The sequence below is a fragment of the Stenotrophomonas sepilia genome (assembly GCF_003244875.1).
In the GTDB taxonomy this organism is placed as follows: Bacteria; Pseudomonadota; Gammaproteobacteria; order Xanthomonadales; family Xanthomonadaceae; genus Stenotrophomonas; species Stenotrophomonas sepilia.
This window is the reverse complement of the sequence record NZ_LXXZ01000079.1, coordinates 1-23,839: the sequence shown is the minus strand read 5'-3', so window position 1 is coordinate 23,839 and position 23,839 is coordinate 1. Positions and strand designations below refer to the sequence as shown.

The 23,839-nt window shown below is 66.5% G+C and carries 23 protein-coding genes and 1 pseudogene; 12 read left to right on the top strand and 12 right to left on the bottom strand.

Annotation, left to right across the window (positions count from 1 at the left end):
• From A7X97_RS16425 to lpdA, 5 genes are all read left to right on the top strand, one after another.
• Nucleotides 1-1,399, top strand: a 1,399-nt coding sequence (locus A7X97_RS16425) for a ribosomal protein uL16 3-hydroxylase (protein WP_111008186.1), incomplete at its 5' end; no start/stop codon positions are given.
• 9 nt (nucleotides 1,400-1,408) lie between these two features.
• Nucleotides 1,409-2,314, top strand: coding sequence for a GNAT family N-acetyltransferase (locus A7X97_RS16420; protein WP_072168349.1), 906 nt, complete (start codon nucleotides 1,409-1,411; stop codon nucleotides 2,312-2,314).
• Between the two features lie 186 nt (nucleotides 2,315-2,500).
• On the top strand, nucleotides 2,501-5,332 hold the full coding sequence (locus A7X97_RS16415; RefSeq protein ID WP_005417518.1) for a 2-oxoglutarate dehydrogenase E1 component: 2,832 nt from the start codon (nucleotides 2,501-2,503) through the stop codon (nucleotides 5,330-5,332).
• 40 nt (nucleotides 5,333-5,372) lie between these two features.
• Nucleotides 5,373-6,572 (top strand): dihydrolipoyllysine-residue succinyltransferase, encoded by a 1,200-nt coding sequence (gene sucB, locus A7X97_RS16410; protein ID WP_053499860.1) that lies wholly within the window; start codon nucleotides 5,373-5,375, stop codon nucleotides 6,570-6,572.
• Between the two features lie 63 nt (nucleotides 6,573-6,635).
• Nucleotides 6,636-8,072, top strand: a complete 1,437-nt coding sequence (gene lpdA / locus A7X97_RS16405) for a dihydrolipoyl dehydrogenase (protein ID WP_005417523.1) — start codon at nucleotides 6,636-6,638, stop codon at nucleotides 8,070-8,072.
• 143 nt (nucleotides 8,073-8,215) lie between these two features.
• Here lpdA and A7X97_RS16400 read toward each other — a convergent pair whose 3' ends face one another.
• From A7X97_RS16400 to A7X97_RS16360, 9 genes are all read right to left on the bottom strand, one after another.
• On the bottom strand, nucleotides 8,216-8,473 hold the full coding sequence (locus tag A7X97_RS16400; RefSeq protein WP_072168350.1) for a hypothetical protein: 258 nt from the start codon (nucleotides 8,471-8,473) through the stop codon (nucleotides 8,216-8,218).
• Nucleotides 8,470-8,682, bottom strand: a complete 213-nt coding sequence (locus A7X97_RS16395; RefSeq protein ID WP_005417525.1) for a hypothetical protein — start codon at nucleotides 8,680-8,682, stop codon at nucleotides 8,470-8,472. Before A7X97_RS16395 ends, A7X97_RS16400 begins: the two co-directional genes overlap by 4 nt.
• 259 nt (nucleotides 8,683-8,941) lie before the next feature.
• Nucleotides 8,942-10,372 carry a replicative DNA helicase gene (locus A7X97_RS16390; protein WP_049410515.1) on the bottom strand — a complete coding sequence of 477 codons (1,431 nt, stop codon included), beginning with the start codon at nucleotides 10,370-10,372 and terminating at the stop codon, nucleotides 8,942-8,944.
• 247 nt (nucleotides 10,373-10,619) lie between these two features.
• On the bottom strand, nucleotides 10,620-11,180 hold the full coding sequence (locus tag A7X97_RS16385; RefSeq protein ID WP_049410520.1) for an NADPH-dependent FMN reductase: 561 nt from the start codon (nucleotides 11,178-11,180) through the stop codon (nucleotides 10,620-10,622).
• A 66-nt stretch (nucleotides 11,181-11,246) separates the two neighbouring features.
• Nucleotides 11,247-13,190 (bottom strand): asparagine synthase (glutamine-hydrolyzing), encoded by a 1,944-nt coding sequence (asnB, locus tag A7X97_RS16380; protein WP_088496685.1) that lies wholly within the window; start codon nucleotides 13,188-13,190, stop codon nucleotides 11,247-11,249.
• A 3-nt stretch (nucleotides 13,191-13,193) separates the two neighbouring features.
• The gene (locus tag A7X97_RS16375) at nucleotides 13,194-15,473 is read right to left on the bottom strand and encodes a transketolase C-terminal domain-containing protein (protein ID WP_088496684.1); all 2,280 of its coding nucleotides are present in this window, start codon (nucleotides 15,471-15,473) and stop codon (nucleotides 13,194-13,196) included.
• Between the two features lie 61 nt (nucleotides 15,474-15,534).
• Entirely contained in the window at nucleotides 15,535-16,191 is a 657-nt protein-coding gene (locus tag A7X97_RS16370) for a glutathione S-transferase family protein (protein ID WP_032954328.1), read from the bottom strand.
• 153 nt (nucleotides 16,192-16,344) lie between these two features.
• A complete protein-coding gene (locus tag A7X97_RS16365; RefSeq protein ID WP_061477983.1) occupies nucleotides 16,345-16,893 on the bottom strand; it encodes a GNAT family N-acetyltransferase in 549 nt (182 codons plus the stop codon).
• A gap of 126 nt (nucleotides 16,894-17,019) precedes the next feature.
• A complete protein-coding gene (locus A7X97_RS16360; protein WP_061478099.1) occupies nucleotides 17,020-17,862 on the bottom strand; it encodes a glycine zipper 2TM domain-containing protein in 843 nt (280 codons plus the stop codon).
• 163 nt (nucleotides 17,863-18,025) lie between these two features.
• Here A7X97_RS16360 and A7X97_RS16355 point away from each other — a divergent pair, with 163 nt between their 5' ends.
• Complete coding sequence (locus A7X97_RS16355; protein ID WP_005417541.1) at nucleotides 18,026-18,241, top strand: DUF6116 family protein; 216 nt, start codon at nucleotides 18,026-18,028, stop codon at nucleotides 18,239-18,241.
• A complete protein-coding gene (locus A7X97_RS16350) occupies nucleotides 18,238-19,011 on the top strand; it encodes a TatD family hydrolase (protein WP_088496683.1) in 774 nt (257 codons plus the stop codon). Before A7X97_RS16355 ends, A7X97_RS16350 begins: the two co-directional genes overlap by 4 nt.
• Nucleotides 19,012-19,088: 77 nt before the next feature.
• Here A7X97_RS16350 and A7X97_RS16345 read toward each other — a convergent pair whose 3' ends face one another.
• A complete protein-coding gene (locus A7X97_RS16345) occupies nucleotides 19,089-19,916 on the bottom strand; it encodes a tRNA threonylcarbamoyladenosine dehydratase (protein ID WP_088496682.1) in 828 nt (275 codons plus the stop codon).
• Nucleotides 19,917-19,995: 79 nt separating this feature from the next.
• On the opposite strand from A7X97_RS16345, the gene A7X97_RS16340 reads away from it, so the two are divergent.
• Together A7X97_RS16340 and A7X97_RS16335 are read left to right on the top strand one after the other, a co-directional pair.
• Nucleotides 19,996-20,430: a cytochrome c gene (locus tag A7X97_RS16340; RefSeq protein ID WP_088496681.1), complete on the top strand. Its 435-nt coding sequence runs from the start codon at nucleotides 19,996-19,998 to the stop codon at nucleotides 20,428-20,430.
• Nucleotides 20,431-20,566: 136 nt separating this feature from the next.
• Nucleotides 20,567-21,061: a glycine zipper 2TM domain-containing protein gene (locus A7X97_RS16335; RefSeq protein WP_005417545.1), complete on the top strand. Its 495-nt coding sequence runs from the start codon at nucleotides 20,567-20,569 to the stop codon at nucleotides 21,059-21,061.
• Between the two features lie 73 nt (nucleotides 21,062-21,134).
• On the opposite strand, the gene A7X97_RS16330 is transcribed toward A7X97_RS16335, so the two are convergent.
• On the bottom strand, nucleotides 21,135-21,344 hold the full coding sequence (locus tag A7X97_RS16330; protein ID WP_005417546.1) for a cold-shock protein: 210 nt from the start codon (nucleotides 21,342-21,344) through the stop codon (nucleotides 21,135-21,137).
• 235 nt (nucleotides 21,345-21,579) lie between these two features.
• On the opposite strand from A7X97_RS16330, the gene A7X97_RS16325 reads away from it, so the two are divergent.
• The 3 genes from A7X97_RS16325 (at nucleotide 21,580) to arsC (ending at nucleotide 23,679) form a co-directional block, all read left to right on the top strand.
• Nucleotides 21,580-22,065: a DUF456 domain-containing protein gene (locus A7X97_RS16325; RefSeq protein ID WP_032958895.1), complete on the top strand. Its 486-nt coding sequence runs from the start codon at nucleotides 21,580-21,582 to the stop codon at nucleotides 22,063-22,065.
• 118 nt (nucleotides 22,066-22,183) lie between these two features.
• Complete coding sequence (locus A7X97_RS16320) at nucleotides 22,184-23,338, top strand: phospholipase A (RefSeq protein ID WP_088496680.1); 1,155 nt, start codon at nucleotides 22,184-22,186, stop codon at nucleotides 23,336-23,338.
• Nucleotides 23,338-23,679, top strand: a complete 342-nt coding sequence (gene arsC / locus A7X97_RS16315; RefSeq protein WP_061477988.1) for an arsenate reductase (glutaredoxin) — start codon at nucleotides 23,338-23,340, stop codon at nucleotides 23,677-23,679. The genes A7X97_RS16320 and arsC overlap by 1 nt, the downstream gene beginning before the upstream one ends.
• A gap of 73 nt (nucleotides 23,680-23,752) precedes the next feature.
• On the opposite strand, the pseudogene A7X97_RS16310 reads toward arsC, so the two are convergent.
• Nucleotides 23,753-23,839: pseudogene (locus A7X97_RS16310) on the bottom strand (glutathione S-transferase family protein); the annotation flags it as partial.

Below are 23,839 nucleotides of genomic sequence, written 5' to 3'. Positions count from 1 at the left end.
GTCCTCCGCCCCCCTCATCGAAGTCACCGCCCGCCCCGGCCAGCCGCTGGGCATGGCGCCGGCCACCTTCCTGCGCGACTTCTGGCAGAAACGCCCGCTGCTGATCCGCAACGCCTTCCCCAACTTCCAGACCCCGGTGCAGCCGGAAGACCTGGCCGGGCTGGCCTGCGAGGAAGGCGTGCTGGCGCGCCTGATCGAGCACGACAAGACCCGGGACGGCTGGCGCGTGCGCACCGGCCCGTTCCAGGAAGACGTGTTCCCCGCCCTGCCCGACCACGACTGGACCCTGCTTGTGCAGGACGTGGACAAGTGGGATCCGGACGTGCGCGCCCTGATCGAGCACTTCAGCTTCCTGCCGCGTTGGCGCATGGATGACGTGATGATCAGCTTCGCCGCCACCGGCGGCTCGGTCGGCGCCCATGTCGACCAGTACGACGTGTTCCTGCTGCAGGCCCACGGCCACCGCCGCTGGCAGATCGACGCCAGCGAATCGATCAAGGGCAAGCAGCCACCGCTGGGCTTCCGCCCGGACGTGGAACTGAAGCTGCTGAAGGTATTCAAGCCGACCCACGACTGGGTGCTGGCGCCGGGCGACATGCTGTACCTGCCGCCGAACGTGCCGCACCACGGCGTCGCCGAGGATCCCTGCCTGACGTTCTCCTTCGGCATGCGCGCGCCGTCCTCGGCCGAACTGATCAGCGACTACCTCGACACCCTGATCGCCGATGCCGACGAGAACATCCGTTACCAGGATGCCGACCTCAAGGTGCCAGCCGACCCGAACGAAATCGACACGGTAGCGATGGCGCGGGTGATCACCGCGCTCAACGCCATCCGCATGAACGACCCGGACAAGCTGGGTGACTGGTTCGGTCGCTTCATCACCACCTACCGCGCCGCCGGCGAAGTGATGGCCCACCAGGCCGCACCGGCACCGGAGGAAGTGGTCCAGGCGCTGGCCTCCGGCCTGCTGCTGCAGCGCCACCCGTGGGCACGCCTGGCCTGGCGCCGGGCCAAGCGCGGCGCCAGCCTGTACGTCAGCGGCCAGGACTTCGCGCTGCCGGTGAAGGACGCCCAGCGCCTGGCCGGTGCCGAGCAGCTCGACGCCGCCGCCTATCGCGGCCTGTCCGACAAGGGCCGCGCGGTGGTCCAGCAGCTGTTGGTCGGTGGCGTGTTCCAGCTGATCGATCCCAGCGAAATGTATGACGCTGAAGACGAGGACGACGGCGAAGACGCCGTGGTCCTCGGCGAAGTGGTCGAAGGCCGTGACCGCGTCGACGCGATCGACGCCGACGCGGTGTCCGACGATGTCCACTCCGTGACCGTGCACGACGACGGTATCGAGGTCATCGTCAACTTCGAGGACGACGACGAAGACGACAGCACGGGCCGGGCCTGAGCCCTCACCATGGTCCGGGTCCAGCAGGTCAGCCACGCCGACGCCCACGTTGCCATCCACGACGTGCGCCAACGCGTGTTCGTGCAGGAACAGGGCATCGCCGCGGAACTGGAACGCGATGCGCTGGACCCGGTCAGCGTCCATGTGCTGGCACTGGACAGTGACAACCAGCCGGTCGGCACCGGTCGGCTGGCCCCGGACGGCCGCATCGGCCGCATCGGCCGCATGGCCGTGCTGGCCAGCCATCGCAGCCACGGGGTCGGTGAGGCCCTGCTGGGGGCACTGGTCGAGGCCGGGCGCAGGCTCGGCCTGGCCGAGCTGCACCTGCACGCCCAACTGCCCGCCCGCGAATTCTATGCCCGCCAGGGCTTCCTGCCTGAAGGCGAGGTGTTCGAGGAGGCCGGCATCGGCCACCAGCAGATGCGCCGCCGGCTGGGCGCGACCAGCGCGATCGTCCGCCGCGCCGAGGCGGTGGCCATCACCACGGCCATCGTCCACCGCGCCCGCCGCCAGCTGTGGCTGCACAGCCGCCAGCTGGACCCGGGACTGCTCGACGCGGCGCCGGTGCAGGCCGCCCTGCGCCGCTTCGTCACCGCCCGCCACGACAAGCAGCTGCGGGTGATCGTGCACGATGCCGCTGCGATCGCCTCTGCCGGGGCACCGCTGCTGGCGCTGGCCCAGCGTCTGCCAAGCGTGATCCAGTTCCGCGAGGTCAGCGATCCGGTCGACCGCGCGCTGGTCTCGGCCTGCCTGCTCAACGATGCGGGCGACTTCTACTTTCGTCTGATCGGCCATCGCCTCGACGGCGAGGCCGGCGTCGCGCTGCCGGCACGTTCGCAGCCGTTCGGGCAGCAATTGCAGCGGGTCTGGGACCGTTCGCGCGATTGCAGCGAACTGCGCGCGCTCGGCATCTGAGCCGGCACCGCTGACCCAACCTGTCTGGAACCGGCACCAGCGGACGCGGGATACCTGTGGTGGTGCCCCTTCGTGTCCCGTTGGGGGTACAATTTGGCTGTTTGAACGCGCCCGCGCAGGGCTATTCATCTTCCTGCCGGGTCCTTCTGAAGCCATACCCCACAAAGCGAATCAACACCCTCCATCGTGGACAATCAACTGAAGCAGTTTGCGCAATCTTCGCAACTCGCCGGCGGCAACGCCTCCTATGTCGAGGACCTGTACGAGCAGTACCTGGTCTCCCCGGATAGTGTCGATCCCAAATGGAAAACCTACTTCGACGGCTTCAAGGGCCGGGAAGCAGGTGACATTCCGCACTCGGCCGTCATCTCCCACATCGCGGACGCGGCCAAGGATGCGCTGAAAGCTGGCACCGGCACCGGTGCGGGCGACGAGCGCGAGCGCAATGTCGGTCGTCTGATCACCGCCTACCGCTCGCGCGGCCACCTGGACGCCCGCCTCGATCCGCTGGGCCTGGCCGCGCCGGTCAACACCCCGGACCTGGGCCTGCCGTTCCACAGCCTGTCCGATGCCGATCTCAACAGTGAGTTCAGCACCGGCGGCGTCGGCGGCCAGCCGCGCATGAAGCTGCGCGACCTGCTCGCACGCCTGAAGGCGACCTACACCGGCTCGATCGGCGCGGAGTTCATGCACATCTCCGAGGTCGAGCAGCGCCAGTGGATCTACAAGAAGCTGGAAGCGGCCGGTGGCAACTACCAGCTGGACGCTGACACCCAGCGCCGCACCCTGGAGCGCCTGACCGCGGCCGAAGGCCTGGAGCGCTACCTGCACACCAAGTACGTCGGCCAGAAGCGCTTCTCGCTGGAAGGCGGCGACTCGCTGATCCCGATGATGGACACCATCATCCGCAGCGCCGGCAAGGATGGCGTCAAGGACGTGGTGATCGGCATGGCCCACCGCGGCCGCCTGAACGTGCTGGTCAACACCCTGGGCAAGAACCCCCGCAAGCTGTTCGACGAATTCGAAGGCAAGTTCGAACACGACGAGCACGCTTCGGCCGGCGACGTGAAGTACCACATGGGCTTCTCCGCCGACGTGGCCACCGACGGTGGCCCGGTGCACCTGGCACTGGCGTTCAACCCGTCGCACCTGGAAATCGCCGACCCGGTCGTGGCCGGTTCCGTGCGTTCGCGCCAGGAGCGCCGCAAGGACACCGCACGCAAGCAGGTCATGCCGATCCTGATCCACGGCGACGCGGCCTTCTCCGGCCAGGGCGTGGTCATGGAGCTGTTCCAGATGTCGCAGGCCCGCGGCTTCGCCGTCGGCGGCACCGTGCACATCGTGGTCAACAACCAGGTCGGCTTCACCACTTCCAACCCGCTGGATACGCGCTCCACGCGCTATGCCACCGACGTGGCGAAGATGATCGCCGCCCCGGTGCTGCACGTGAACGGCGATGATCCGGAAGCCGTCGTGTTCGCCGCGCAGCTGGCCTTCGAGTTCCGCCAGAAGTTCGCCAAGGACGTGGTCATCGACCTGATGTGCTACCGCCGTTGGGGCCACAACGAGGCCGACGAGCCGGCGATCACCCAGCCGCTGATGTACCAGGTGATCCGCAAGCACCCGACCACCCGCGAGATGTATGCCGAGCAGCTGGAAAAGGCGGGCGTGATCGCCGCCGGTGCCGGCAAGGCCATGGTCGATGCCTACCGCGAGAAGCTGGACGCGGGTGAAGTGACCACCGAGCTGGCCAAGGTCGAGAAGACCCCGCCGAGCAGCCCGCTGTTCGTCGATTGGCCGAAGCTGCTGGAAGGCAAGCTGTCCGATCCGGTCTCGACCAAGGTCGAGAAGAATAAGCTGGTCGAGCTGGCCAAGCTGATCAACACCATCCCGGACGAAGTGCAGCTGCACTCGCGCGTGGCCAAGGTCTACGACGACCGCCGCAAGATGGCCGCCGGCGAGATTCCGGGCGACTGGGGCTTTGCCGAGAACCTGGCCTACGCCACCCTGCTCGACGAAGGTCACGCACTGCGCCTGGTCGGCCAGGACGTCGGCCGCGGTACGTTCACGCACCGCCACGCGATCCTGCACGACCAGAAGACCGACAACTACTACATGCCGCTGCGGCAGCTGGTGGATTCGCCGGAGAAGGCCACCGTCATCGACTCGCTGCTGAGCGAAGAAGCGGTGATGGCCTACGAGTACGGTTTCTCCACCACCGATCCGAACACGCTGTGCATCTGGGAAGGCCAGTTCGGCGACTTCGCCAACGGTGCCCAGGTGGTGATCGACCAGTTCATCGCCGCCGGTGAAGCCAAGTGGGGCCGCATTTCCGGCCTGACCCTGCTGCTGCCGCATGGCTATGAAGGACAAGGCCCGGAACACAGCTCGGCGCGCCTGGAGCGCTTCCTGCAGCTGTGCGCCCTGGAGAACATGCTGGTTGTCGTGCCGTCGACCCCGGCGCAGGCCTTCCACATGCTGCGTCGCCAGCTGCACATGACCACCCGCAAGCCGCTGGTGGTGATGTCGCCGAAGTCGCTGCTGCGCCACAAGCTGGCCGTGTCGACCCTGGACGAACTGGCCAATGGCGAGTTCCAGCACCTGATCGGCGACGCCAATGCCGATGCCAAGAAGGTCAAGCGCGTGGTGCTGTGCTCGGGCAAGGTCTACTACGACCTGCTGGAAGACCAGACCAAGCGTGGCCAGGACGACGTGGCGATCATCCGCGTGGAGCAGCTGTATCCGTTCCCGCGTGCGCTGCTGGCTGCCGAGCTGAAGAAGTACGGCAAGGCCACCGACGTGGTGTGGACGCAGGAAGAACCGCAGAACCAGGGCGCGTGGTACCAGATCCGCCACCACCTGCAGTTCTGCCTGGCCGATGGCCAGAACCTGCACTACGCCGGTCGCGCACGTTCGGCGTCGCCGGCTGCCGGTCACATGGCTGACCACGTCCGCGAGCAGCAGCAGCTGATTGCCGACGCACTGGTCAACCCGTTCAACGACACGTTCGCTGAATAATCCTCCCCCTATTTAGAAGACAAACCAGGAAGCTCCCGCAATGGCCACCGAAGTCAAAGCCCCGGTACTGCCCGAATCCGTCGCCGACGGCACCATCGCCACCTGGCACAAGAAGGTGGGCGACGCCGTCAAGCGCGACGAAAACCTGCTTGACCTGGAGACCGACAAGGTCGTGCTGGAAGTGCCGTCGCCGGTTGACGGCGTGCTGAAGGAAATCAAGTTCAAGGAAGGCGATACCGTGACCTCCAGCCAGGTCGTGGCGATCATCGAAGAAGGCGCCGTGGCTGCGGCTCCGGCCCCGGCCGCTGAAGAGAAGAAGGCTGAAGCCGCACCGGCCGCCGCTGCTCCGGCCGCTGCCGCCGCTCCGGCTCCGGCTGCCAAGTCGGCCGCCGACACCCTGCCGCCGGGCGCCCGCTTCACCGCCATCACCGAAGGCGTGAACCCGGCCGACGTCGACGGCACCGGCCGTCGTGGTGCAGTGACCAAGGAAGACATCGTCAACTTCGCCCGCAACGGCGGCGCCGGCAAGGCCGGTGGTGCACGTCCGGAAGAGCGCGTGCCGATGACCCGCATCCGCAAGCGCATCGCCGAGCGCCTGATGGAGTCGAAGAACTCCACCGCCATGCTGACCACCTTCAACGAAGTCGACCTGTCCAAGGTGTCGGCGGCGCGCAAGGAGCTGCAGGACGAGTTCGTCAAGGCCCACGGCATCAAGCTGGGCTTCATGAGCTTCTTCGTGAAGGCCGCTGCCAACGCGCTGCAGCGCTTCCCGCTGGTCAACGCCTCGATCGACGGCGACGACATCATCTACCACGGCTACTCGGACATCTCGATCGCCGTGTCGACCGAGAAGGGCCTGGTCACGCCGGTCCTGCGCAACGTCGAGCGCATGTCGTTCGCCGACATCGAGAAGACCATCGCCGACTACGCCAAGAAGGCACGTGACGGCAAGCTGGGCCTGGAAGAACTGCAGGGCGGCACCTTCACCGTGACCAACGGCGGCACCTTCGGTTCGCTGCTGTCGACCCCGATCATCAACCCGCCGCAGAGCGCCATCCTGGGCATGCACGCCATCAAGGAGCGTCCGATCGCCCAGAACGGCCAGGTCGTGATCGCGCCGATGATGTACCTGGCGCTGTCCTACGACCACCGCATCATCGACGGCAAGGACTCGGTGCAGTTCCTGGTGGACATCAAGAACCAGCTGGAAAACCCGGGCCGCATGCTGTTCGGCCTGTAAGAAACCTCCCGCCCCTCCGCGCCTGCGCGGAGGGGTTCTGGTAATGCATCAAGGAATAATTCAATGGCTGAACAATTCGACGTCGTCGTCATCGGTGCCGGCCCGGCCGGTTACCACGCTGCCATCCGCGCGGCCCAGCTGGGCCTGAAGACCGCCTGCATCGACGCAGCCCTGGGCAAGGACGGCAAGCCGGCCCTCGGCGGCACCTGCCTGCGCGTGGGCTGCATCCCGTCCAAGGCGCTGCTGGATTCCTCGCGCCAGTTCTGGAACATGGGCCACATCTTTGGCGACCACGGCATCAGCTTCAAGGATGCCAAGATCGACGTCGAGGCGATGATTGGCCGCAAGGACAAGATCGTCAAGCAGTTCACCGGCGGCATCGGCATGCTGTTCAAGGCCAACAAGGTCGCCGCCTACTACGGCTTCGGCCAGCTGCAGCCGGGCAACGTGGTCAAGGTGAAGCAGCACGACGGTTCGGAAGTCGAGCTGAAGGGCACCAACGTCATCATCGCGGCCGGTTCGGATTCGATCGAACTGCCGTTCGCCAAGTTCGACGGCGAGACCATCGTCGACAACGTCGGCGGCCTGGACTTCACCGAAGTGCCGAACCGCCTGGCGGTGATCGGTGCCGGCGTGATCGGCCTGGAACTGGGCAGCGTGTGGAAGCGCCTGGGCGCTGAAGTCACCATCCTTGAGGCCATGCCGGAGTTCCTGGCGGCTGCCGACGCCGAAGTGGCCAAGGCCGCTGCCAAGGAATTCAAGAAGCAGGGCCTGGACATCAAGCTCAATGCCAAGGTTTCCAAGACCGAGATCACCGGCAAGGGCAAGAAGAAGGAAGTCATCGTCACCTACACCGACGCGGAAGGCGAAAAGACCCTGACCGTGGACAAGCTGCTGGTGGCCGTCGGCCGTCGCGCCGCCACCAAGGGCCTGCTGGCCGAAGGCACCGGCGTCAAGGTCAACGAGCGCGGCCAGATCGAAGTCGACGCGCACTGCCACACCGGCGTCAACGGCGTGTGGGCGGTCGGCGACTGCGTGCGCGGCCCGATGCTGGCGCACAAGGGCTTCGAGGAAGGCATCGCGGTGGCTGAGCTGATCGCCGGCCTGCCGGGCCACGTCAACTTCGACACCATCCCGTGGGTCATCTACACCGAGCCGGAACTGGCGTGGGTCGGCAAGACCGAAGCCCAGCTGAAGGCCGAAGGCATTCCGTACAAGGCCGGCAGCTTCCCGTTCGCCGCCAACGGCCGTGCCGTGGCGATGATCGAGCCGGCCGGCTTCGTGAAGATCCTGGCCCATGCCGAAACCGATCGCATCCTCGGCATGCACCTGGTTGGCGCCAACGTCTCCGAACTGGTGCACGAAGGCGTGCTGACCATGGAGTTCAGCGGCTCGGCCGATGACCTGGCCCGCATCTGCCACGCCCACCCGTCGCTGTCGGAAGTGATCCACGACGCCGCGATGGCGGTCAGCAAGCGCGCCATCCACAAAGCGAACTGATCGTCCGGTAGTGCCGGCCGCTGGCCAGCATCACCCGGATATGAAAAACCCCGCCTCGGCGGGGTTTTTTGTTGCCCGTTTCCCTGTAGCGCCGAGCCCACGCTCGGCTGCCCTGCAGAGGCCGCCGAGCATTGGGTTCAGCGTTACACCTTTCCAGCCGGCTTCTTCGGTGGATCCTCACAGACCCGATGCTGCACCACCGTCTCGCCGACCTTCCATTCCTTGGTGACCCGGCAGCGCTCCCTGGCCTCGGGCCTCGTCGAAGCCTTCGCCCCCGCAGCATTCGCTTCGTCGGCACCGGCTGCCTGCTGGCGCTCCAGCCACGCCGAAGGCGGTGCTGGAGGAGCGGCCAGTACCGGGCCGGCCGCCAGGGCCAGACCGACCAGCGCCACTGCCCTCATGCGGGCACCGCCCGGCCACCGAGCATGCGCGCCGGCAGCATGAACAGCGCGCGCAGGAAGGCGAACAGCGCCGAGAAGGTGATGCCGACCAGTCGGAACGGCAGGCTCAGCAGCCACACGAACGGCCAGGCGATCAGGGCGAGGATCGCCAGCGGCCAGCACAGTACGAACAGCAGGCACCACACACCGAGCGCGAACAGGGTCTTCATCACGGTCTCCTTGGGGCGGCACCCTGCCGCCTGCGGACACCTTGGCGCCCTGCCCTGGCGCCGGCAAACGGTTTGCGACGAAACCGGGCTGGCGGCGATGAAACCGATCCAGCGCAGTGCAACGCCACGCCCACGCCCACGCCCACGCCCGGCTGCGCTTCGTGGCGACCGCATGGAACCCGCGCTGACAGCGGCTCCTGCCGGTGCCTTGGCTCTGCAGCGCCCGGTGGTGGTTGCCGGCCAGCGACCGGCATGACCGTTACTCGAACGAACCGACCGAATCGTGGGCCAGGTTGTCGAAGCGGGTGTACTCACCGAAGAACTTCAGCTTGCACGAGCCAGTCGGGCCACCACGGTGCTTGCCGATGATGATTTCGGCCAGCCCCTTGTCCGGCGAGTTTTCCTTGTTGTAGTAGTCGTCGCGGTAGATGAACACGATCATGTCCGCGTCCTGCTCGATTGCGCCCGATTCACGAAGGTCGGCCATCACCGGGCGCTTGTCGGTACGCGTTTCCAGCGAGCGGTTGAGCTGCGACAGCGCGATCACCGGCACGTTCAGTTCCTTGGCCAGTCCCTTCAGCGAACGCGAGATTTCCGAGATTTCGGTCGCGCGGTTCTCGCTGTTGCCCGGCACGCTCATCAGCTGCAGGTAGTCGATCACCACCAGGCCCAGGTCATGCTCGCGCTTGAGGCGGCGGCACTTGGAACGCAGCACTTCAGGCGACACGCCCGGCGTGTCGTCGATGAAGATCTTGGTCTCCTTCAGCATCTTGATCGCGCTGGTGACGCGGCTCCAGTCCTCGTCTTCCAGCTGGCCGGTACGCAGGCGCTGCGCGTTGATGCGTCCATTGGAGGAAATCAGGCGCATCGCCAGCTGCGATGCCGACATTTCCATCGAGAACACCGCCACGCCCTTCTTCGACTTGATCGCCGCGTACTCAGCGATGTTCAGCGCGAAGGTCGTCTTGCCCATTGCCGGGCGCGCCGCGAGGATGATCAGGTCGGTCGGCTGCAGGCCGGCGGTCATCGCATCGAACTCGTTGTAACCGGTCGGCAGGCCGGTGATGTTGCCGCCGTTCTCGAAGCGGTTGCGCAGCTCCTCGAAGGCATCCTTCAGTGCACCGGGCATGGCCACGAAATCGGTACGGCCACGCGCACCCTGTTCGGCGATTGCAAACACGCTCTTTTCCGCCGAGGCCAGCAGCTCGCTGCTGTCACGCCCCTCCGGCTGGAAACCGTCGTTGACGATGTCGGTGCCGACCTGGATCAGCTGCCGCAGCACTGCCTTGTCGCGCACGATCTCGGCGTAGGCCACGATGTTGGCAGCTGACGGCGTGGTACTGGCCAGTTCGATCAGGTAGGCGCCGTCCCCCACCAGTTCCATCTTGCCCTGCGATTCAAACCACTCGCCCAGCGTTACCGCATCAAACGGCCGTTCGCGCTCGGACAGCTCGCGGATCGCACGATAGATCATCTGGTGATCGCGACGATAGAAGTCGCTTTCGGTCAGCTGGTCGTTGACACGGTCATACGCCTCGGGCGCCAGCATCAGGCCACCCAGCACCGCCTGCTCGGCTTCCACCGAATGGGGCGGTACCCGCAACTGGTCGATGCGCGACTCGTCGCGATCGCGATCGAAGCCATCACCGCGCTCTCTGCGGTTGGAACGGAAGCCGGGACGAGCGGACATGCTGCGGTGTTTCCTGCAAAAGTGGGCCAGACGAGTGTAGGCATGTGCCGACCCCGGCAGCCATGGACAAACCTGTGGATAAGCCGTGGGAAAACGGGGGATATCCGCCGGTACCTGGCCAGACTGGCGTGAGAGCGTCGCACTGCCTGCGACGGACGCCGTTGCGGCGCCCGAGCGGGACATTATCGCAGATCAACGCCCCGGGGTCGGATCCCCTTCGACGCAGGGGACTCTGACCCCGCAGGCGTCAATCGCCCTTGACGTGCACTGCGATCAACGCCAGGAACCGGTCCACGTAGCCCTGCAGGAACTTCTGCGTGCCTTCGTTGTGGATCGTGCCGTCGGCATCGATCAGGCCGTCCTTGAAGTGGATGAATGCCTCGGGCTGGCCCAGCACATGCATGTCCAGGAAGGCCAGGCTGTTGCGCAGGTGCTGCTGGGCCACGGCGGTACCGATCTGGCCGATGGAGGCGCCGATCACCGCCGCCGGCTTGCCGGCAAACGCACTGTCACCGTACGGGCGCGATCCGATATCGATGGCGTTCTTGAGCACGCCAGGCACCGACCGGTTGTACTCGGGTGTCACGAACAGCACCGCGTCGGCGGCGCGCACCTGGTCCTTCAGCCGGGTGCCCTGCGGCGGATAATCGGCGTCGAAATCCTGGTCGTACAACGGCAGATCGCCGATCTGCACGTACTGGAAGCGCGCGCGATCACCGGCGAGCTTCTCCAGCGCATGGGCCAGCTTGCGGTTGCAGGAATCCTTGCGCAGGCTGCCAACGAACACGGCGATGGTGGGGACGGACATCGGGACATACTCCTCACGGTGCGGGAGGCCCAGCCTAGTCGCCAGGCCCGTGCCATCCAGTGAAGATCAGCCGCCGGTCACGCCGGTCCGCGCCTGCCGCCAATGCGCCTGCCAAGCCTGGAACATCAGCACGTTCCACAGGTGGGTATGCCACTTGCGCTGCCCCCCCAGGAACTGCTGCCACAGCGGCTGCACCGCCGCCGCCGACAGCACGCCCTCACGCTCCAGCCGCGCCGGCTGCAGCAGGTCCTCGGCCCAGGGCCGCAGGTCGCCCTTCAACCAGTCACTGACCGGTGCGCCAAAACCGCGCTTGGGACGGTGCACCATTGAATGCGGCACGTAACGGCCCAGCACGCGCTTGAGCAGCACCTTGCTGGTCGTCTCACTGCGCTTGAAGCCCAGCGGCAGCGACCAGGCGAACTCGGCCACGCGCCAGTCCAGCAATGGCGCGCGTGCCTCCAGGCTGACCGCCATCGAGGTCCGGTCGACCTTGCATAACAGGTCGTCCGGCAGGTAGGTCACGAAATCGGCCAGCATCATCGCGTCGGCCGATGTGCCCGCGCCATGCAGCGGATCGGCCAGGTCGTAGAAGCTGCCGGCGGCCTGCGCGCCGGGCACCGCCGCGGCCGGGTCGCGCCAGCGCGAGATGCGGTTGCGGTAGACGTCGCCGATGCCACGTGCGCCGGTCTCGGCCAGCAGCGCGGCCAGGCCACCGGTCCGCGAGGCCTCGCCCTGCTGCTGCGAGCGTGCGCCCATCCAGCGCCGCAGCGGCCCCGGCACGCGTCCGAGCATCTGCCAGTTGCGCAGCGCGCGTACATACCGGGTGTAGCCGAAGAACAGCTCGTCGCCACCGTCGCCGGACAGCGCGACGGTCACGCCCTGCCGCGCCAGCCGTGCGACCAGCGCGGTCGGCACCTGCGACGCATCGGCAAAAGGTTCATCGAACATCGCCGGCAACTGCGGCACCACCGCCAGCGCGTCGGCGCCACTGACGTACAACTCGGTGTGATCACAGCCGAGGTGAGCCGCCAGCTCCCTGGCCAGCGGTGCTTCGTCATGTCCCGAGTCGGTGAAGCCGATACTGAAACTATGCACCGGCTGTCCGCTCTGCGCCTGCATCAGCGCTGCCACCAGCGATGAGTCCGTGCCGCCGGACAGGAACACGCCGACCGGCACGTCGGCCACCATGCGCAGCGCCACCGCATCGCGCAGCAGCGTATCCAGCTGTTCCTCGGCCTCCTCGATGCGGCCCTGGAACGGGGCGGCCAACGCCGCCTGCATGCGTGCGCGCGCATCCCAGTACGGGCGCTGCGCCTGCTCCGGGCGGTGTGCCGCGGCGCCTGCGGCCACAGCCGCTGCATCCAGCCGCAGCACCCGGCCCGGCATCAGCTTGTAGCAGCGCTGGTGGATGCTGTGCGGCGCCGGGATGTAATCCAGCCGCAGCAGCAAGGTGAGCGCATCGCGGTCGATGTCGTTGTCGAACGCCGGGTGTTGCCAGAGCGCCTTCAGTTCCGAACCGAACACCAGCGTGTCGCCGGCCCAGCCGTAGTACAGCGGCTTCTTGCCGACGCGGTCGCGGGCCAGCCACAGGCAACGATCCTGGCGGTCCCACAGCGCGATGGCGAACATACCGTTGCAGCGCTGCAGGGTATCTTCCACGCCCCACTGCAGGATCGCCGCCAGCAGTACTTCGGTGTCGGAATGGCCGCGGAAGGTGTGCCCCAGCGGCTCCAGCTGTTCACGCAGGGCCGCGAAATTGTAGACCTCGCCGTTGTAGGCCATCACGTAGCGGCCGTCCGCCGAGGCCATCGGCTGGTGGCCCAGCGGGGACAGGTCAAGAATGCTCAGGCGCCGATGCGCCAGCGCGATGCCCGCCTCGGCATCGACCCAGCTGCCGCCATCATCCGGCCCGCGATGGTGCAGCGCCTGGCCCATGGCCAGCGCCTGCGCCTGCAGCGCCTCGGCCGACGCCAGCGGCGCCGGCAACAACATTCCCGCCAATCCACACATGCATCAGGGTTCCTGCGCCAGGTCGAGGGCGGCGCCAATCACCGCATTGTCGCTTGGAAGCCCGAACATTGCTGCCCCTGCCAGTGGCGTGTAGGTGTCGGCGCCACAGACGCGGCGCAGCGGCAGGTGACCAAAGCCGGCCTCGACCAGCGCCGTGACCACGCCCTCACCCACTCCGCCGCTGTGGCGGCCTTCGTCCAGCACCAGCACCCGCCGCGCGCTCGCGGCCTGGGCCGCGATGAAGCCGGCGTCCAACGGTACCAGCCAGCGCAGGTCGACCACGCGCACCTGCCAGCCCAGCTGCTGCTCGATCGCCCGCGCCGCGCGCAACGCCATCGGCACGCCATTGCCATAGGTGTAGATCACCAGGTCTCCGGCCTCCGGTGCATAGACCCGGCCCTCGCCCGGCACCAGCGCCCGGCCCTGTGCCGGGTAGTCGAACAGCCACTGGCCATCCCCCGCTTCGTGCAGGTCCTTGCTCATGTACAGCGCGATCGGCTCCAGGAACACCGCCACGCGCCCATCCACCCGCGCCAATGCGGCCAGCGTGCGCAGCATCATCACCGCATCGTCGCCGCGCGAGGGGCAGCCGACCACCAGCCCGGGGATGTCGCGCAACGCGGTGATCGAGTTGTCGTTGTGGAAGTGCCCGCCGAAACCCTTCTGATAGCCCAGCCCGGCCACCCGCACCAGCATCGGGTTGCGGTACTGGTCGTTGGAGAAGAACTGCAGCGAACAGGCTTCACCACGCAGCTGGTCGATGGCGTTGTGCAGGTAGGCCAGGTACTGGATCTCCGGAATCGGCAGCATGCCCAGGTTGGCCAGGCCCTGCGCCATGCCCAGGATCATGGTTTCATCCAGCAGCGTGTTGAACACCCGGCGTGGACCGAAGCGGCGCAGCAGATCCTTGGTGACGGTGTAGACACCGCCCTTCTGAGCCACGTCCTCGCCGAACAGCAGGCTCTGCGGATACTTCGCAAGCAGTTCCAGCAGGCCGTGGTTGATCTGGATCGCAAGATGCCGTGGCGCCTGTCGTTCCGGCAAGGCCTCGGTACCGCCATAGAGTGCCTCGCGCGCTTCGTCGGCGACCTCGCGCCGGGCTTCGGCCTGCACCGCCGCGGGCGTATAGGGTGCCAATGGCGCCATGACCTCCTGCAGCGACTGCAGCTTCGCACGGCCTTCGGCATCGGCAGCGGCGGCCATGCAGCGCGCGCGCATCGTCTCGTAGGCCACTTCGATGGCGGCTGCATCCATCCAGCCCGATTCCAGCGCGATCTGCGCCGAGCGCAACAGCGGATCCTGCGCCTCGGCCGCGCACAATTCCGGCAATGCACGCCATTCCACCTCGAAGTCGGTGCCGGCGTGGCCCATCAGGCGCGTGGTGTGCAGATGCAGGAAGGTCGGTCGCCGCGTCCGCCGGCAGTGGTCCGCTGCGGCCTGCACCTGGGCGTGCCCGGTGGCCAGGTCGAGGCCATCGGCAAAGAAGTAGTCCAGCCCTGGCTGGTGGCTGAAGCGCTCGGCAATCCAGCCGTCCGGCGTCTTCACCGAGATGCCCAGCCCGTTGTCCTCGCAGACGAACAGGATTGGCGCCGGCAGTTTCTGGTAGGCCGCCCACATCGCGGTGTTGAATGCGGTCTGCGCAGTGGCATGGTTGGCCGAGGCGTCGCCGAACGAGCACAGCACGATGCTGTCGGCCGGAATGGGAAGCGCATGGCCCAGCCGCTTGCCACTCTCGATGGCCAGCGCGGTGCCCAGCGCTTTCGGCAGGTGCGAAGCGATCGTCGAGGTCTGCGGCAATACCCACAATGGCTTGCTGCCCCACACCTTGTGCCGGCCGCCACTGGCCGGGTCATCGGCGCTGGCCGCGAATGAAAGCGCCGCATCGCGCAACGGGTCGATGCCCGGCACCTGGCGCGAGCGCTCGACCATGAAGGCGCCGGAGCGATAGTGCAGGAATGCGGGGTCGGTATGTCGGCAGGCCCGCGCCAGCAGCGCGTTGCCTTCATGGCCGGACGACCCGATGGTATAGAAGACCTTGTTCTGCACGCGCAATACGCGCGCCATCAGGTCCAGCTGGCGGCTGGCCAGCTGGGAATCGAACAGCTCACCGAAGGCCGCAGCGCTGAGCGTGCTGCCCGGCAGGATCGGCGCGTCCGGCGCAGGACGTGCGCGCGGTGCGCCTCGCCAGCCACGCACCGCGTCGAGGAAATTGGCGTCGCACACTTCGGCGCGGTTGAGCACGCGCATGCGCGCAGGAATCGGATCTGGAACCACAGCAAACATCGAACACCCTCCGTGTCGTTGTTGCATTCCACCCGGCAACGCCGGGCGCTACCCTGTGGGATCAGGCAGCCTCGAAGCGCGCGCGCACCTCGGCGGTCACCGCTGGCATCGCCACGAAGCGCGGCTGCGCGCGCACGCGCTGCAGCCAGGCGCGCACTTCCGGGAAGGGCGCCAGGCTGATGCCGCCCTCGCCTGCCACGTCGGTATAGGCGAACAGCGCAATGTCGGCGATACCGTATGCGCTGCCGGTGAACCACTGCGCTTCGCGCAGGTGCTGCTCCATCACTGCCAGCGCGGTGGCGGCACGCTCGTGCAGGCGTGGCAGTTCAGCACGGCGCGGTGAATCGGGCGGTGTCCAGCCGCGGATGAAGCGCGCTACCGCCACGCATGGCTCGTGCGTGTACTGCTCGAAGAACATCCAGCTCAATGCCTGCGCGCGTTCCCAACCGTCGGTAGGCAGGTAGGGCGTCCCTTCGGCCAACCAGAACAGGATCGCATTGGATTCAGTCAACACGCGGCCATCGTCGCGGACGATCAACGGCACCTTGGCGTTGGGATTGAGCGCGAGGAACTCGGCGGTGTGGGTCTGGCCATGGGCACTGTCCACTTCCACCCAGCGGTAACGGCTGCCGAGCTGCTCCAGCAGCAGGCGGACCTTGTGGCAATTGCCGGACACCGACATGCCATGCACCGTCAACGGGACGCGCTCTTCCACCATTGCCTGATTCCTCGGATCCGGCCGGCGGCCAGCTGCACGCAGTCTGGCAAGCCCGCCGGTGAATGCCAAGCGCGGATGCAGCATGCGGACAATCTGTAGCCGAGCCCATGCTCGGCTGCTGTGCGCCAATTGCAGCCGAGCATGGGCTCGGCTCTACAACGGCGAACGGCGCTGGCGCCATTGTTCGCGCGACTGGCCCCAGATCTGCATCGGCTTGTCGTTGTACGGCGGTGGCAATTCACCCATGCGCAGCAGCGTGCTGCCGAGCTTGCGCGCGACCGCCCTCGAGTTGTCGTTGTTCTCGGCGATGGTGTGGATCACCTCGTCCCAGCCCAGCGTGTCGAATGCCCAGTCGATGGCAGCAACCGCCGCTTCCGGTGCATAGCCCCGGCCCCAGCTGGCATGCCGAATACCCCAACCGACCTCGGTTCCAGGCCAGTCCTGCGGCTGCCACGGTCCCATCCGGCCGATCCAGTCACCGCTGGATTTCTCGATCACACTGAACATCGAGAAGCCGAACAGCTGCCAGGCGCCGGCCAGGCTGCAGAAGCCGCGCCATGCCACCGAGGGCGGTTGAACACCCCCCAGAGTGCGCATCGTTTCCTCGTCGGCACAGAATGCCAGGTACGGTTCGTAGTCCTCGCGCAGCAGCGGGCGCAGGATCAGCCGCTCGGTTTCCAGGCGCAGGTCGAAGATGCTCATGCCGACTCCTTGTCGAAGGGGGGCATCCATCATGGTCGATTCCCTTTCCCCACGGATGAATGCCCGTGCGCACAACGAAGCGGGCCGGCATGAGCCGGCCCGTCGGGTGCAGCAGGGTGTTCTGGATTACTGGCGCGTGGCCGCAGTGGCGCCGGCAGCAGCGGTCTGCGTGACCAGCTGGCCATCGACCACCGGCAGGCGATCGCTGGCCGGCTTGTTGTCCATGCGCACGGTCTTCTCGGCGCCATCATAGCGATAGGTCACGTTGTAGCCCTTCACCACATCATTGGTACCCATGGCGATGCGGCTGCCCGGCTTGCTGGCCATGCGCATGGTGCCGGTGGTGCCGTCTTCGTTGCGATAGGTCACGTTGTAACCGGTGACGCGGCTCGACTCGGACGTTGCGGTTTCGGTGTGGCACTGGCGCTCGGTACGATTGACCACGCGGCCGCCCACATGGCGCTTGTCGATCTGGTTGCCGATGAAGCCACCGGCCACCGCACCGGCTGCGGTCGCGGCCTTCTTGCCGTTGCCGCCACCGACCTGGTTGCCGAGCAGGCCACCCACTACCGCGCCGACCACGGTACCGCCGACGTTGCCATCACGCTCCGGCAGGCGCTCCTGCACCGTCACGTCCTGGCAGACCTCGTGCGGGGTCTGGGTCGTGGAGGTCTCGCGCACCGGATCGGTGCCGATCACGGTGGCATAGGCCTTCTGCTTCTCGGTGATCGGGTCGACCTTCAGCACATCGGCATATTCCAGCCCGCGCGGCGCCGACGGGTCGAGCTTGTCACCACGTACGCCATCGTCGGTGGCGTTGCCATCGACCAGGCGCGACTCGCCATTGGGGGTTGCGGCGCTGATGGAGTCGGGCGATTTGTCGCCACTCTTCATGAAGGCGGCGGTGGCGATGCCACCAACCAGCAGCGCGCCCGCTGCGACCAGGACAGTTGTAGTTGTGCTTTTCATGACCTGCTCCTTGCGGACCATCCGCAACGTTCTCGGGACAGATTGCAGCATGCGCTGCCTGAACGGAATCTCCACATTTCCTGCTCATTCCTGTAACCCATTCAGCATCGGGAAATGCAGGGCCCGTGGTAGCGTTTGCATATTCCCCACGAGGATCCCCGCCATGGCCAACCCGATGCTGCTGCCAGTACTGCAGTGGGCGCGCCGGCTGCGCTACCCCACCCTGTTCAAGCTCACCGCCGGTCTGTTCGTGCTGACGCTGTTCATCCCGGACCCGATCCCGTTCATCGATGAGCTGGTGCTGGGCTTCGGCACGCTGCTGCTGGCCAACTGGAAGAGCCGCAACGCCACCACGCCACCGCCGCTGGAACAGCGTTGAGCGTGCTGGTCGACAGCCACTGTCATCTCGACGCGAGCGCGTTCGACCCTGACCGTGCCGCGGTGATCGAGCGGGCGCAGGCCGTGGGTGTACGCCAACAGGTGGTGCCAGCGGTCACCGCTGCCAGCTGGCCGAAACTGCGCGAGGTCTGCCAGCAGGCGCCCGGGCTGTACCCGGCCTTCGGCCTGCACCCGATGTTCCTGGCCGATCACCAGCCTGGGCACCTGCCACTGCTGCGCCAGTGGATCGAGCGCGAACGCCCTTGCGCGATCGGCGAATGCGGGCTGGACTTCTTCGTCGAAGGACTGGATGCCGAGGCTCAACAGGCATATTTCATCGGCCAATTGGAACTGGCCCGTGAGTTCGAGCTGCCGGTGATCGTGCACGCGCGACGCGCGGTGGATGCGGTGATCGCCGCGATCCGCCGCATCGGCGGCCTGCGCGGCGTGGTGCACAGTTTTTCCGGCAGCCCCCAACAGGCCGCGCAACTGCACAGGCACGGCTTCCTGCTGGGTCTTGGCGGTCCGCTGACCTACGAGCGGGCGCAGCGCCTGCAACGGCTGGTACGCGGGATGCCGCTGGAGCAGCTGCTGCTGGAAACCGACGCGCCCGACCAGCCCGACGCAGGGGTCCGCGGCCAGCGCAACGAACCGGCACGGTTGGCAACCATTGCCAGGCACGTGGCCGCGCTGCGCGGAATGGAGCTGGAGGCCCTGGCACAGGCCACGACAGAGAATGCGCGGCGGCTGTTCGCGCTGCCGGCAACGTAAAAGGCGGGGGCCAACCTTGGCCGGCACGCTGTAACGACCGCGACGAACCCGATGCCGGCCAGCGGCCGGCACTACCGTCACGCGTCGGCGTAGGCCTCTGTCACCTCGGTTTTCGCCTTCTTCGGCTCCAGCAGCATCTCCAGCGCCTTGCCCACCGCCGCAAAGGCGAACGCGCCGGTGATGTGGGTCGCCGCGCCCAGACCGGCGCCGCAGTCCAGCTTCAACGCCGCATCGGCACCCAGGTTCGGACGAATGCCGCAGACGCTGCCATCGGCCTGCGGGTACTTCACATTCTCCAACGAATACACCGCCGGCACGCCGAAATAGCGCTTGGCGTTCTTCGGGAAGTTGAATTCGCTGCGCAGCTTCTTGCGGATCAGCGCCAGCATGGCGTCGTGCTCGGTGCGCGAGACATCGCGGATACGTACCAGGGTCGGGTCGGTGCGGCCACCGGCAGCGCCGACGGTCAGCAGCGGCAGCTTGCGGCGACGACACCAGGCGATCGTCTCGACCTTGACCCGGAAGCTGTCGCAGGCGTCGATCACCAGATCGAACCCGCGGTCCAGCAGCTGAGCCATGTTGGACATCGTCAGGAATGCCTGCACGGCGTCGACGTCGATCCCCGGGTTGATCGCACGGCAGCGCTCGGCCATCGCCTCGGCCTTGTTGCGCCCGTAATTGCCTTCCATCGCCGGCAGCTGCCGGTTGGTGTTGGACACGCAGATGTCGTCGGCATCGATCAGGGTCAGATGACCGACCGCCGAACGGGCCAGCGCCTCCACCACCCACGAGCCGACGCCGCCCATGCCGACCACCGCCACGCGACTGCCCTGCAGGCGCTCGAGCGCACCCACGCCATACAGCCGTTCGATGCCGGCGAAGCGTTGTTTGACCTGTTCGTTCATCGGGCTATTTTAACGTGCAGCTGCCAGCGCCCAAAGCACGCCGGCGTTGAACCCACCGTTGCACGCCCGGAGAGGCCGCATGAACGCCAGCCCGCCCCGCCGCCTGTCCCCTGCCCATCGCTACCTGTTCGTACTGTGCCTGGGCCTGCTGATCGGCCTGGTCGCCACGGTAATGGTGGGCCGCGCCCTGCAGGCGCGTCGCGACCCGTTCCCGGACAGCCTGATGCAGGTGATGCAGCGGCAGTCGCAGCTGCTGCAGCAGGCTCAGCAGCAGAACCGCTGCAGCCTGGCCGACAGCGTGCCGCGGCTGCAGGCACTACGCCTGTTGTCCAATGACCTGGACCTGGCGTTCCCCGGGCTGAAGGACAGCACGCAGTTCCAGCAGCACGCCAGCCGACTTCGCGGCAACCTCAACACTGCGCTGGCTGCACCGCCAGGCGACTGCAGGGCCTTGGCCCAGCTCGTGGAAACGCTGCAGGCCGATTGCCGGGCCTGCCACCAGAATTTCCGCTGAGGCGCGTTCATCCTGCAGCCGGGCATCGGGTGCGTGGTTGGCGCGTTGTTCACGTTCAAAGGGAGAGGATTCGTCCACCCTGCTGCATGACGCAGTACCACCCAACATACCCGCCTTCACGGCCAGGAGACGCCCCATGAAGATCCAGCTCATCGCCGCCAGCGCCATCGCTACCCTCGCGCTGGCCGGTTGTGCCACCTCGCCCGGTTACAGTGGCGGTGGTTACAACAACGGCTACAACAACGGCGGCTACGGCAACAACGGCGGCTACAACCAGGGCCGCTGCGCGGACTGTGGCATCGTCACCCGCATCAACACCGTGCCCTCGGGCCGCACCGCGCCCAGCGCGACCGGCGCGATCCTCGGCGGCATCGTTGGCGCCGTGGCCGGCCATGAAATCTCCGACCACACCGGTGGCAGCCGTGGCAACAAGAACATTGCCGCCGCTGCAGGCGCAGTCGGTGGCGCCCTGGCCGGCAACCAGATCCAGAAGAATGTGACCAGCGATACCTACGACATCAGCGTGCGCATGGATGATGGTCGCACCATCGTGGTCAACCAGCGTGACCTGGGTGGCATCCGTGAGAACACCTATGTGCGCGTGGTCAACGGCAAGGTCATCCTGCGCTGACCTGCAGCGGGCCAAAGGCAAAGAAAAAGGCCCGCTTGCGCGGGCCTTTTTTCATGCCGACGGACGGCAGGTGTTACATCGGCTGGACCTTGTCGGCCTGCAGGCCCTTCTGGCCCTGCACGACTTCAAAGCTCACACTCTGGCCTTCCTTGAGGCTCTTGAAGCCCTGGGTCTCGATGGCGCGGAAGTGCACGAACACGTCCTCGCCATTCTGCCGGCTGATGAAGCCGAAGCCCTTCGCATCATTGAACCACTTTACGGTACCGGTCTCGCGATCAGCCATCTCACTAACTCCCTTTGACTCTCTCTTGTTGTTGGAAACGCCTGGTGGGCGGCTGACAAGCAAGGGGGAAGCGAGGTGCATCGATGCAGCGGATCGGGAAGATCTTGCTTCATCAGGCCACGATCCACGGTGACCTTGCCAAGCTCAGCGACTGCAACTTAACCCGGCCAAAACGAAAAAGCAACTGGCAAAATCTTTCACTGTCAACCCCAAAACGGACTCCATACGGGACAGCATGGGACTCTCATTCATCTTGTATCTGCTAGCGGTCATTTTTGTCCTGATAGGCATCGCCGGCATCATCCTGCCGGCCCTCCCGGGCATCCCGCTGGTGTTCATCGGACTGCTGCTGGCCGCCTGGGCCGACGGCTTCGCCCACGTCGGCTGGCCCACCCTGGTCGCGCTCGGGGTACTGACCCTGCTTTCGCTGCTGGTGGACGTGCTGGCCACGGTTGTCGGCGCGCAGCGTGTCGGCGCCAGCCGCAAGGCGCTGTGGGGAACCTTCGTCGGCAGCATCGTCGGCCTGTTCTTCATGCCCATCGGCCTGTTCGCGGGACCGCTGGTCGGTGCCCTGCTCGGCGAGTACTGGCACACCCGCGAACTCGGCCGCTCAACCAAGGTCGGCCTGGCCACCTGGCTCGGCATCCTGCTTGGCCTGGCACTGAAACTGGCGGTTGTGATCGCGATGCTGGGCCTGTTCGCGTTCGCCTGGTTCTTCTGAGCCACCTGGCCTTCACGCCACGCGCACGCTGTGACCGTGCATAAACCGTGGGGCTGGCCGCGATCCGGCACAGCCGCCACACTGTGTGATTCCCGAATTCATCGAAGGGCCTGCTGCAATGACCCTCCCCACGCTGTTTCCCCGTCTGGCGCCGCTGGCGCTTGCCCTGGCCAGTGCACCGCTGGCTGCGCAGGAGTTCGCGCCTACCGCCGATGCCTCACCGGCCGCCTGCGCGGCAATTACCACCGACGCGGCCCGGCTGGCCTGCTATGACCGCCTGTTCGGGCATACCCCGGAGGCTACCGCCGCCGCTGATGCTGCCGCCGAAGCGGCTGCGCAGGCCCGCCGCGAAGAACGGCAGACCGCGCGCGTGAGCCAGGGCGAGGAAAAGCTGCGCGAGCGGGTGAGCGACCTGTTCCGCCCGGCGACGCCGGACAGCGCGCTGGCCAACGCCGGCCGCGGTTCGCTGCTGGACAGCCGCTGGGAACTGGCCGAGGACTCCAAGCTGGGGCCGTTCCAACTGCGCGCCTACAAGCCGGTGTACCTGCTGCCCGCCTTCTGGACCAGCGATCGCAACACCATGCCGCACTCGCCGAACCCGGCCAACAGCGTGACCACTCCGCAGGTACTCGACAGTGCCGAGCTGAAGTTCCAGATCAGCTTCAAGACCAAGATCGTCGAGAACCTGTTCGGCGACAACGGCGACATCTGGGCCGGCTACACCCAGAGTTCGCGCTGGCAGGCTTACAACGGCGAGGATTCGCGCCCGTTCCGCGAAACCAATTACGAGCCGGAAGTGATGATGGTGTTCCGCAACGGCTACTCGATCGGTGGCTGGCGCGGGCGCATGACCGGGATCGCGCTGAACCACCAGTCCAATGGCCGCGCCGACCCGCTGTCACGCAGCTGGAACCGGGTCATGCTCAACATCGGCCTGGACCGCGAGAACTGGGCGCTGGTGCTGCGTCCCTGGTACCGCATTCCCGAAAGCCGCAGCGAAGACAACAATCCGGACATCGAGGATTACATGGGTCGCGGCGACGCCACCCTGACCTGGAACCGCAATGGGCATGAGGTCTCGCTGATGGCGCGCCATTCACTGCGCACCGGAAGCCGTTCGCACGGTGCGCTGCAGCTGGACTACGGCTTCCCGATCAGCAACCTGCTGCGTGGCCATGTGCAGGTCTTCGACGGCTACGGCGAAAGCCTGATCGACTACAACCACAAGGCCACCTATGTGGGTGTGGGCGTGTCTCTGCTGGAGTGGTTCTGATGGACGTGACGATCTGGCACAACCCGGCCTGCAGCAACTCGCGCGGCGCACTGAAGCTGATCCGCGATGCGGGCTTCGAGCCGGTGGTGATCGACTACCTGGGCAACCCGCCGGACGCAGCCACGCTGCGCCAGGTACTGGCCGAATCCCGGCTGCACGCACAGGAACTGGTACGCAGCAAGGAGGCGCTGTTCGCCGAACTGGGCCTGGACGGCGCCGACGACGCCACGCTGCTGGCGGCGATGAGCGAACACCCCCGTTTGATCAATCGCCCCGTGGTGCGCACGGCCAAGGGCACGCGGCTGTGCCGCCCACCGGAAACAGTGCTGGAGATCCTGTAACCCGAAAAAGGGGACGGAGGGAATTAAGTCGTTTGTGCACAAACGACTTAATTCCCTCCGTCCCCTTTTTTGGTTACCGCCAGTCGGTGATGCCTTCGCGGCGGTAGACCTCGGCGAACGCCGGGCGCGCCTTCATCGAGGTGGCATGCGCCTTGAGCAC

Excerpts from the sequence above, each read along its gene's own strand:
- A7X97_RS16420 (WP_072168349.1), top strand. The coding sequence starts at position 1,409 with ATGGTCCGGGTCCAGCAGGTCAGCCACGCCGACGCCCACGTTGCCATC.
- arsC (WP_061477988.1), top strand. The coding sequence starts at position 23,338 with ATGGACGTGACGATCTGGCACAACCCGGCCTGCAGCAACTCGCGCGGC.
- A7X97_RS16355 (WP_005417541.1), top strand. The coding sequence starts at position 18,026 with ATGGCCAACCCGATGCTGCTGCCAGTACTGCAGTGGGCGCGCCGGCTG.
- A7X97_RS16360 (WP_061478099.1), bottom strand. The coding sequence starts at position 17,862 with ATGAAAAGCACAACTACAACTGTCCTGGTCGCAGCGGGCGCGCTGCTG.
- A7X97_RS16325 (WP_032958895.1), top strand. The coding sequence starts at position 21,580 with ATGGGACTCTCATTCATCTTGTATCTGCTAGCGGTCATTTTTGTCCTG.
- A7X97_RS16330 (WP_005417546.1), bottom strand. The coding sequence starts at position 21,344 with ATGGCTGATCGCGAGACCGGTACCGTAAAGTGGTTCAATGATGCGAAG.
- A7X97_RS16375 (WP_088496684.1), bottom strand. The coding sequence starts at position 15,473 with ATGTTTGCTGTGGTTCCAGATCCGATTCCTGCGCGCATGCGCGTGCTC.
- A7X97_RS16345 (WP_088496682.1), bottom strand. The coding sequence starts at position 19,916 with ATGAACGAACAGGTCAAACAACGCTTCGCCGGCATCGAACGGCTGTAT.
- A7X97_RS16400 (WP_072168350.1), bottom strand. The coding sequence starts at position 8,473 with ATGAGGGCAGTGGCGCTGGTCGGTCTGGCCCTGGCGGCCGGCCCGGTA.
- A7X97_RS16370 (WP_032954328.1), bottom strand. The coding sequence starts at position 16,191 with ATGGTGGAAGAGCGCGTCCCGTTGACGGTGCATGGCATGTCGGTGTCC.
- A7X97_RS16335 (WP_005417545.1), top strand. The coding sequence starts at position 20,567 with ATGAAGATCCAGCTCATCGCCGCCAGCGCCATCGCTACCCTCGCGCTG.
- A7X97_RS16340 (WP_088496681.1), top strand. The coding sequence starts at position 19,996 with ATGAACGCCAGCCCGCCCCGCCGCCTGTCCCCTGCCCATCGCTACCTG.
- sucB (WP_053499860.1), top strand. The coding sequence starts at position 5,373 with ATGGCCACCGAAGTCAAAGCCCCGGTACTGCCCGAATCCGTCGCCGAC.
- A7X97_RS16395 (WP_005417525.1), bottom strand. The coding sequence starts at position 8,682 with ATGAAGACCCTGTTCGCGCTCGGTGTGTGGTGCCTGCTGTTCGTACTG.
- lpdA (WP_005417523.1), top strand. The coding sequence starts at position 6,636 with ATGGCTGAACAATTCGACGTCGTCGTCATCGGTGCCGGCCCGGCCGGT.
- A7X97_RS16385 (WP_049410520.1), bottom strand. The coding sequence starts at position 11,180 with ATGTCCGTCCCCACCATCGCCGTGTTCGTTGGCAGCCTGCGCAAGGAT.
- A7X97_RS16390 (WP_049410515.1), bottom strand. The coding sequence starts at position 10,372 with ATGTCCGCTCGTCCCGGCTTCCGTTCCAACCGCAGAGAGCGCGGTGAT.
- asnB (WP_088496685.1), bottom strand. The coding sequence starts at position 13,190 with ATGTGTGGATTGGCGGGAATGTTGTTGCCGGCGCCGCTGGCGTCGGCC.
- A7X97_RS16320 (WP_088496680.1), top strand. The coding sequence starts at position 22,184 with ATGACCCTCCCCACGCTGTTTCCCCGTCTGGCGCCGCTGGCGCTTGCC.
- A7X97_RS16365 (WP_061477983.1), bottom strand. The coding sequence starts at position 16,893 with ATGAGCATCTTCGACCTGCGCCTGGAAACCGAGCGGCTGATCCTGCGC.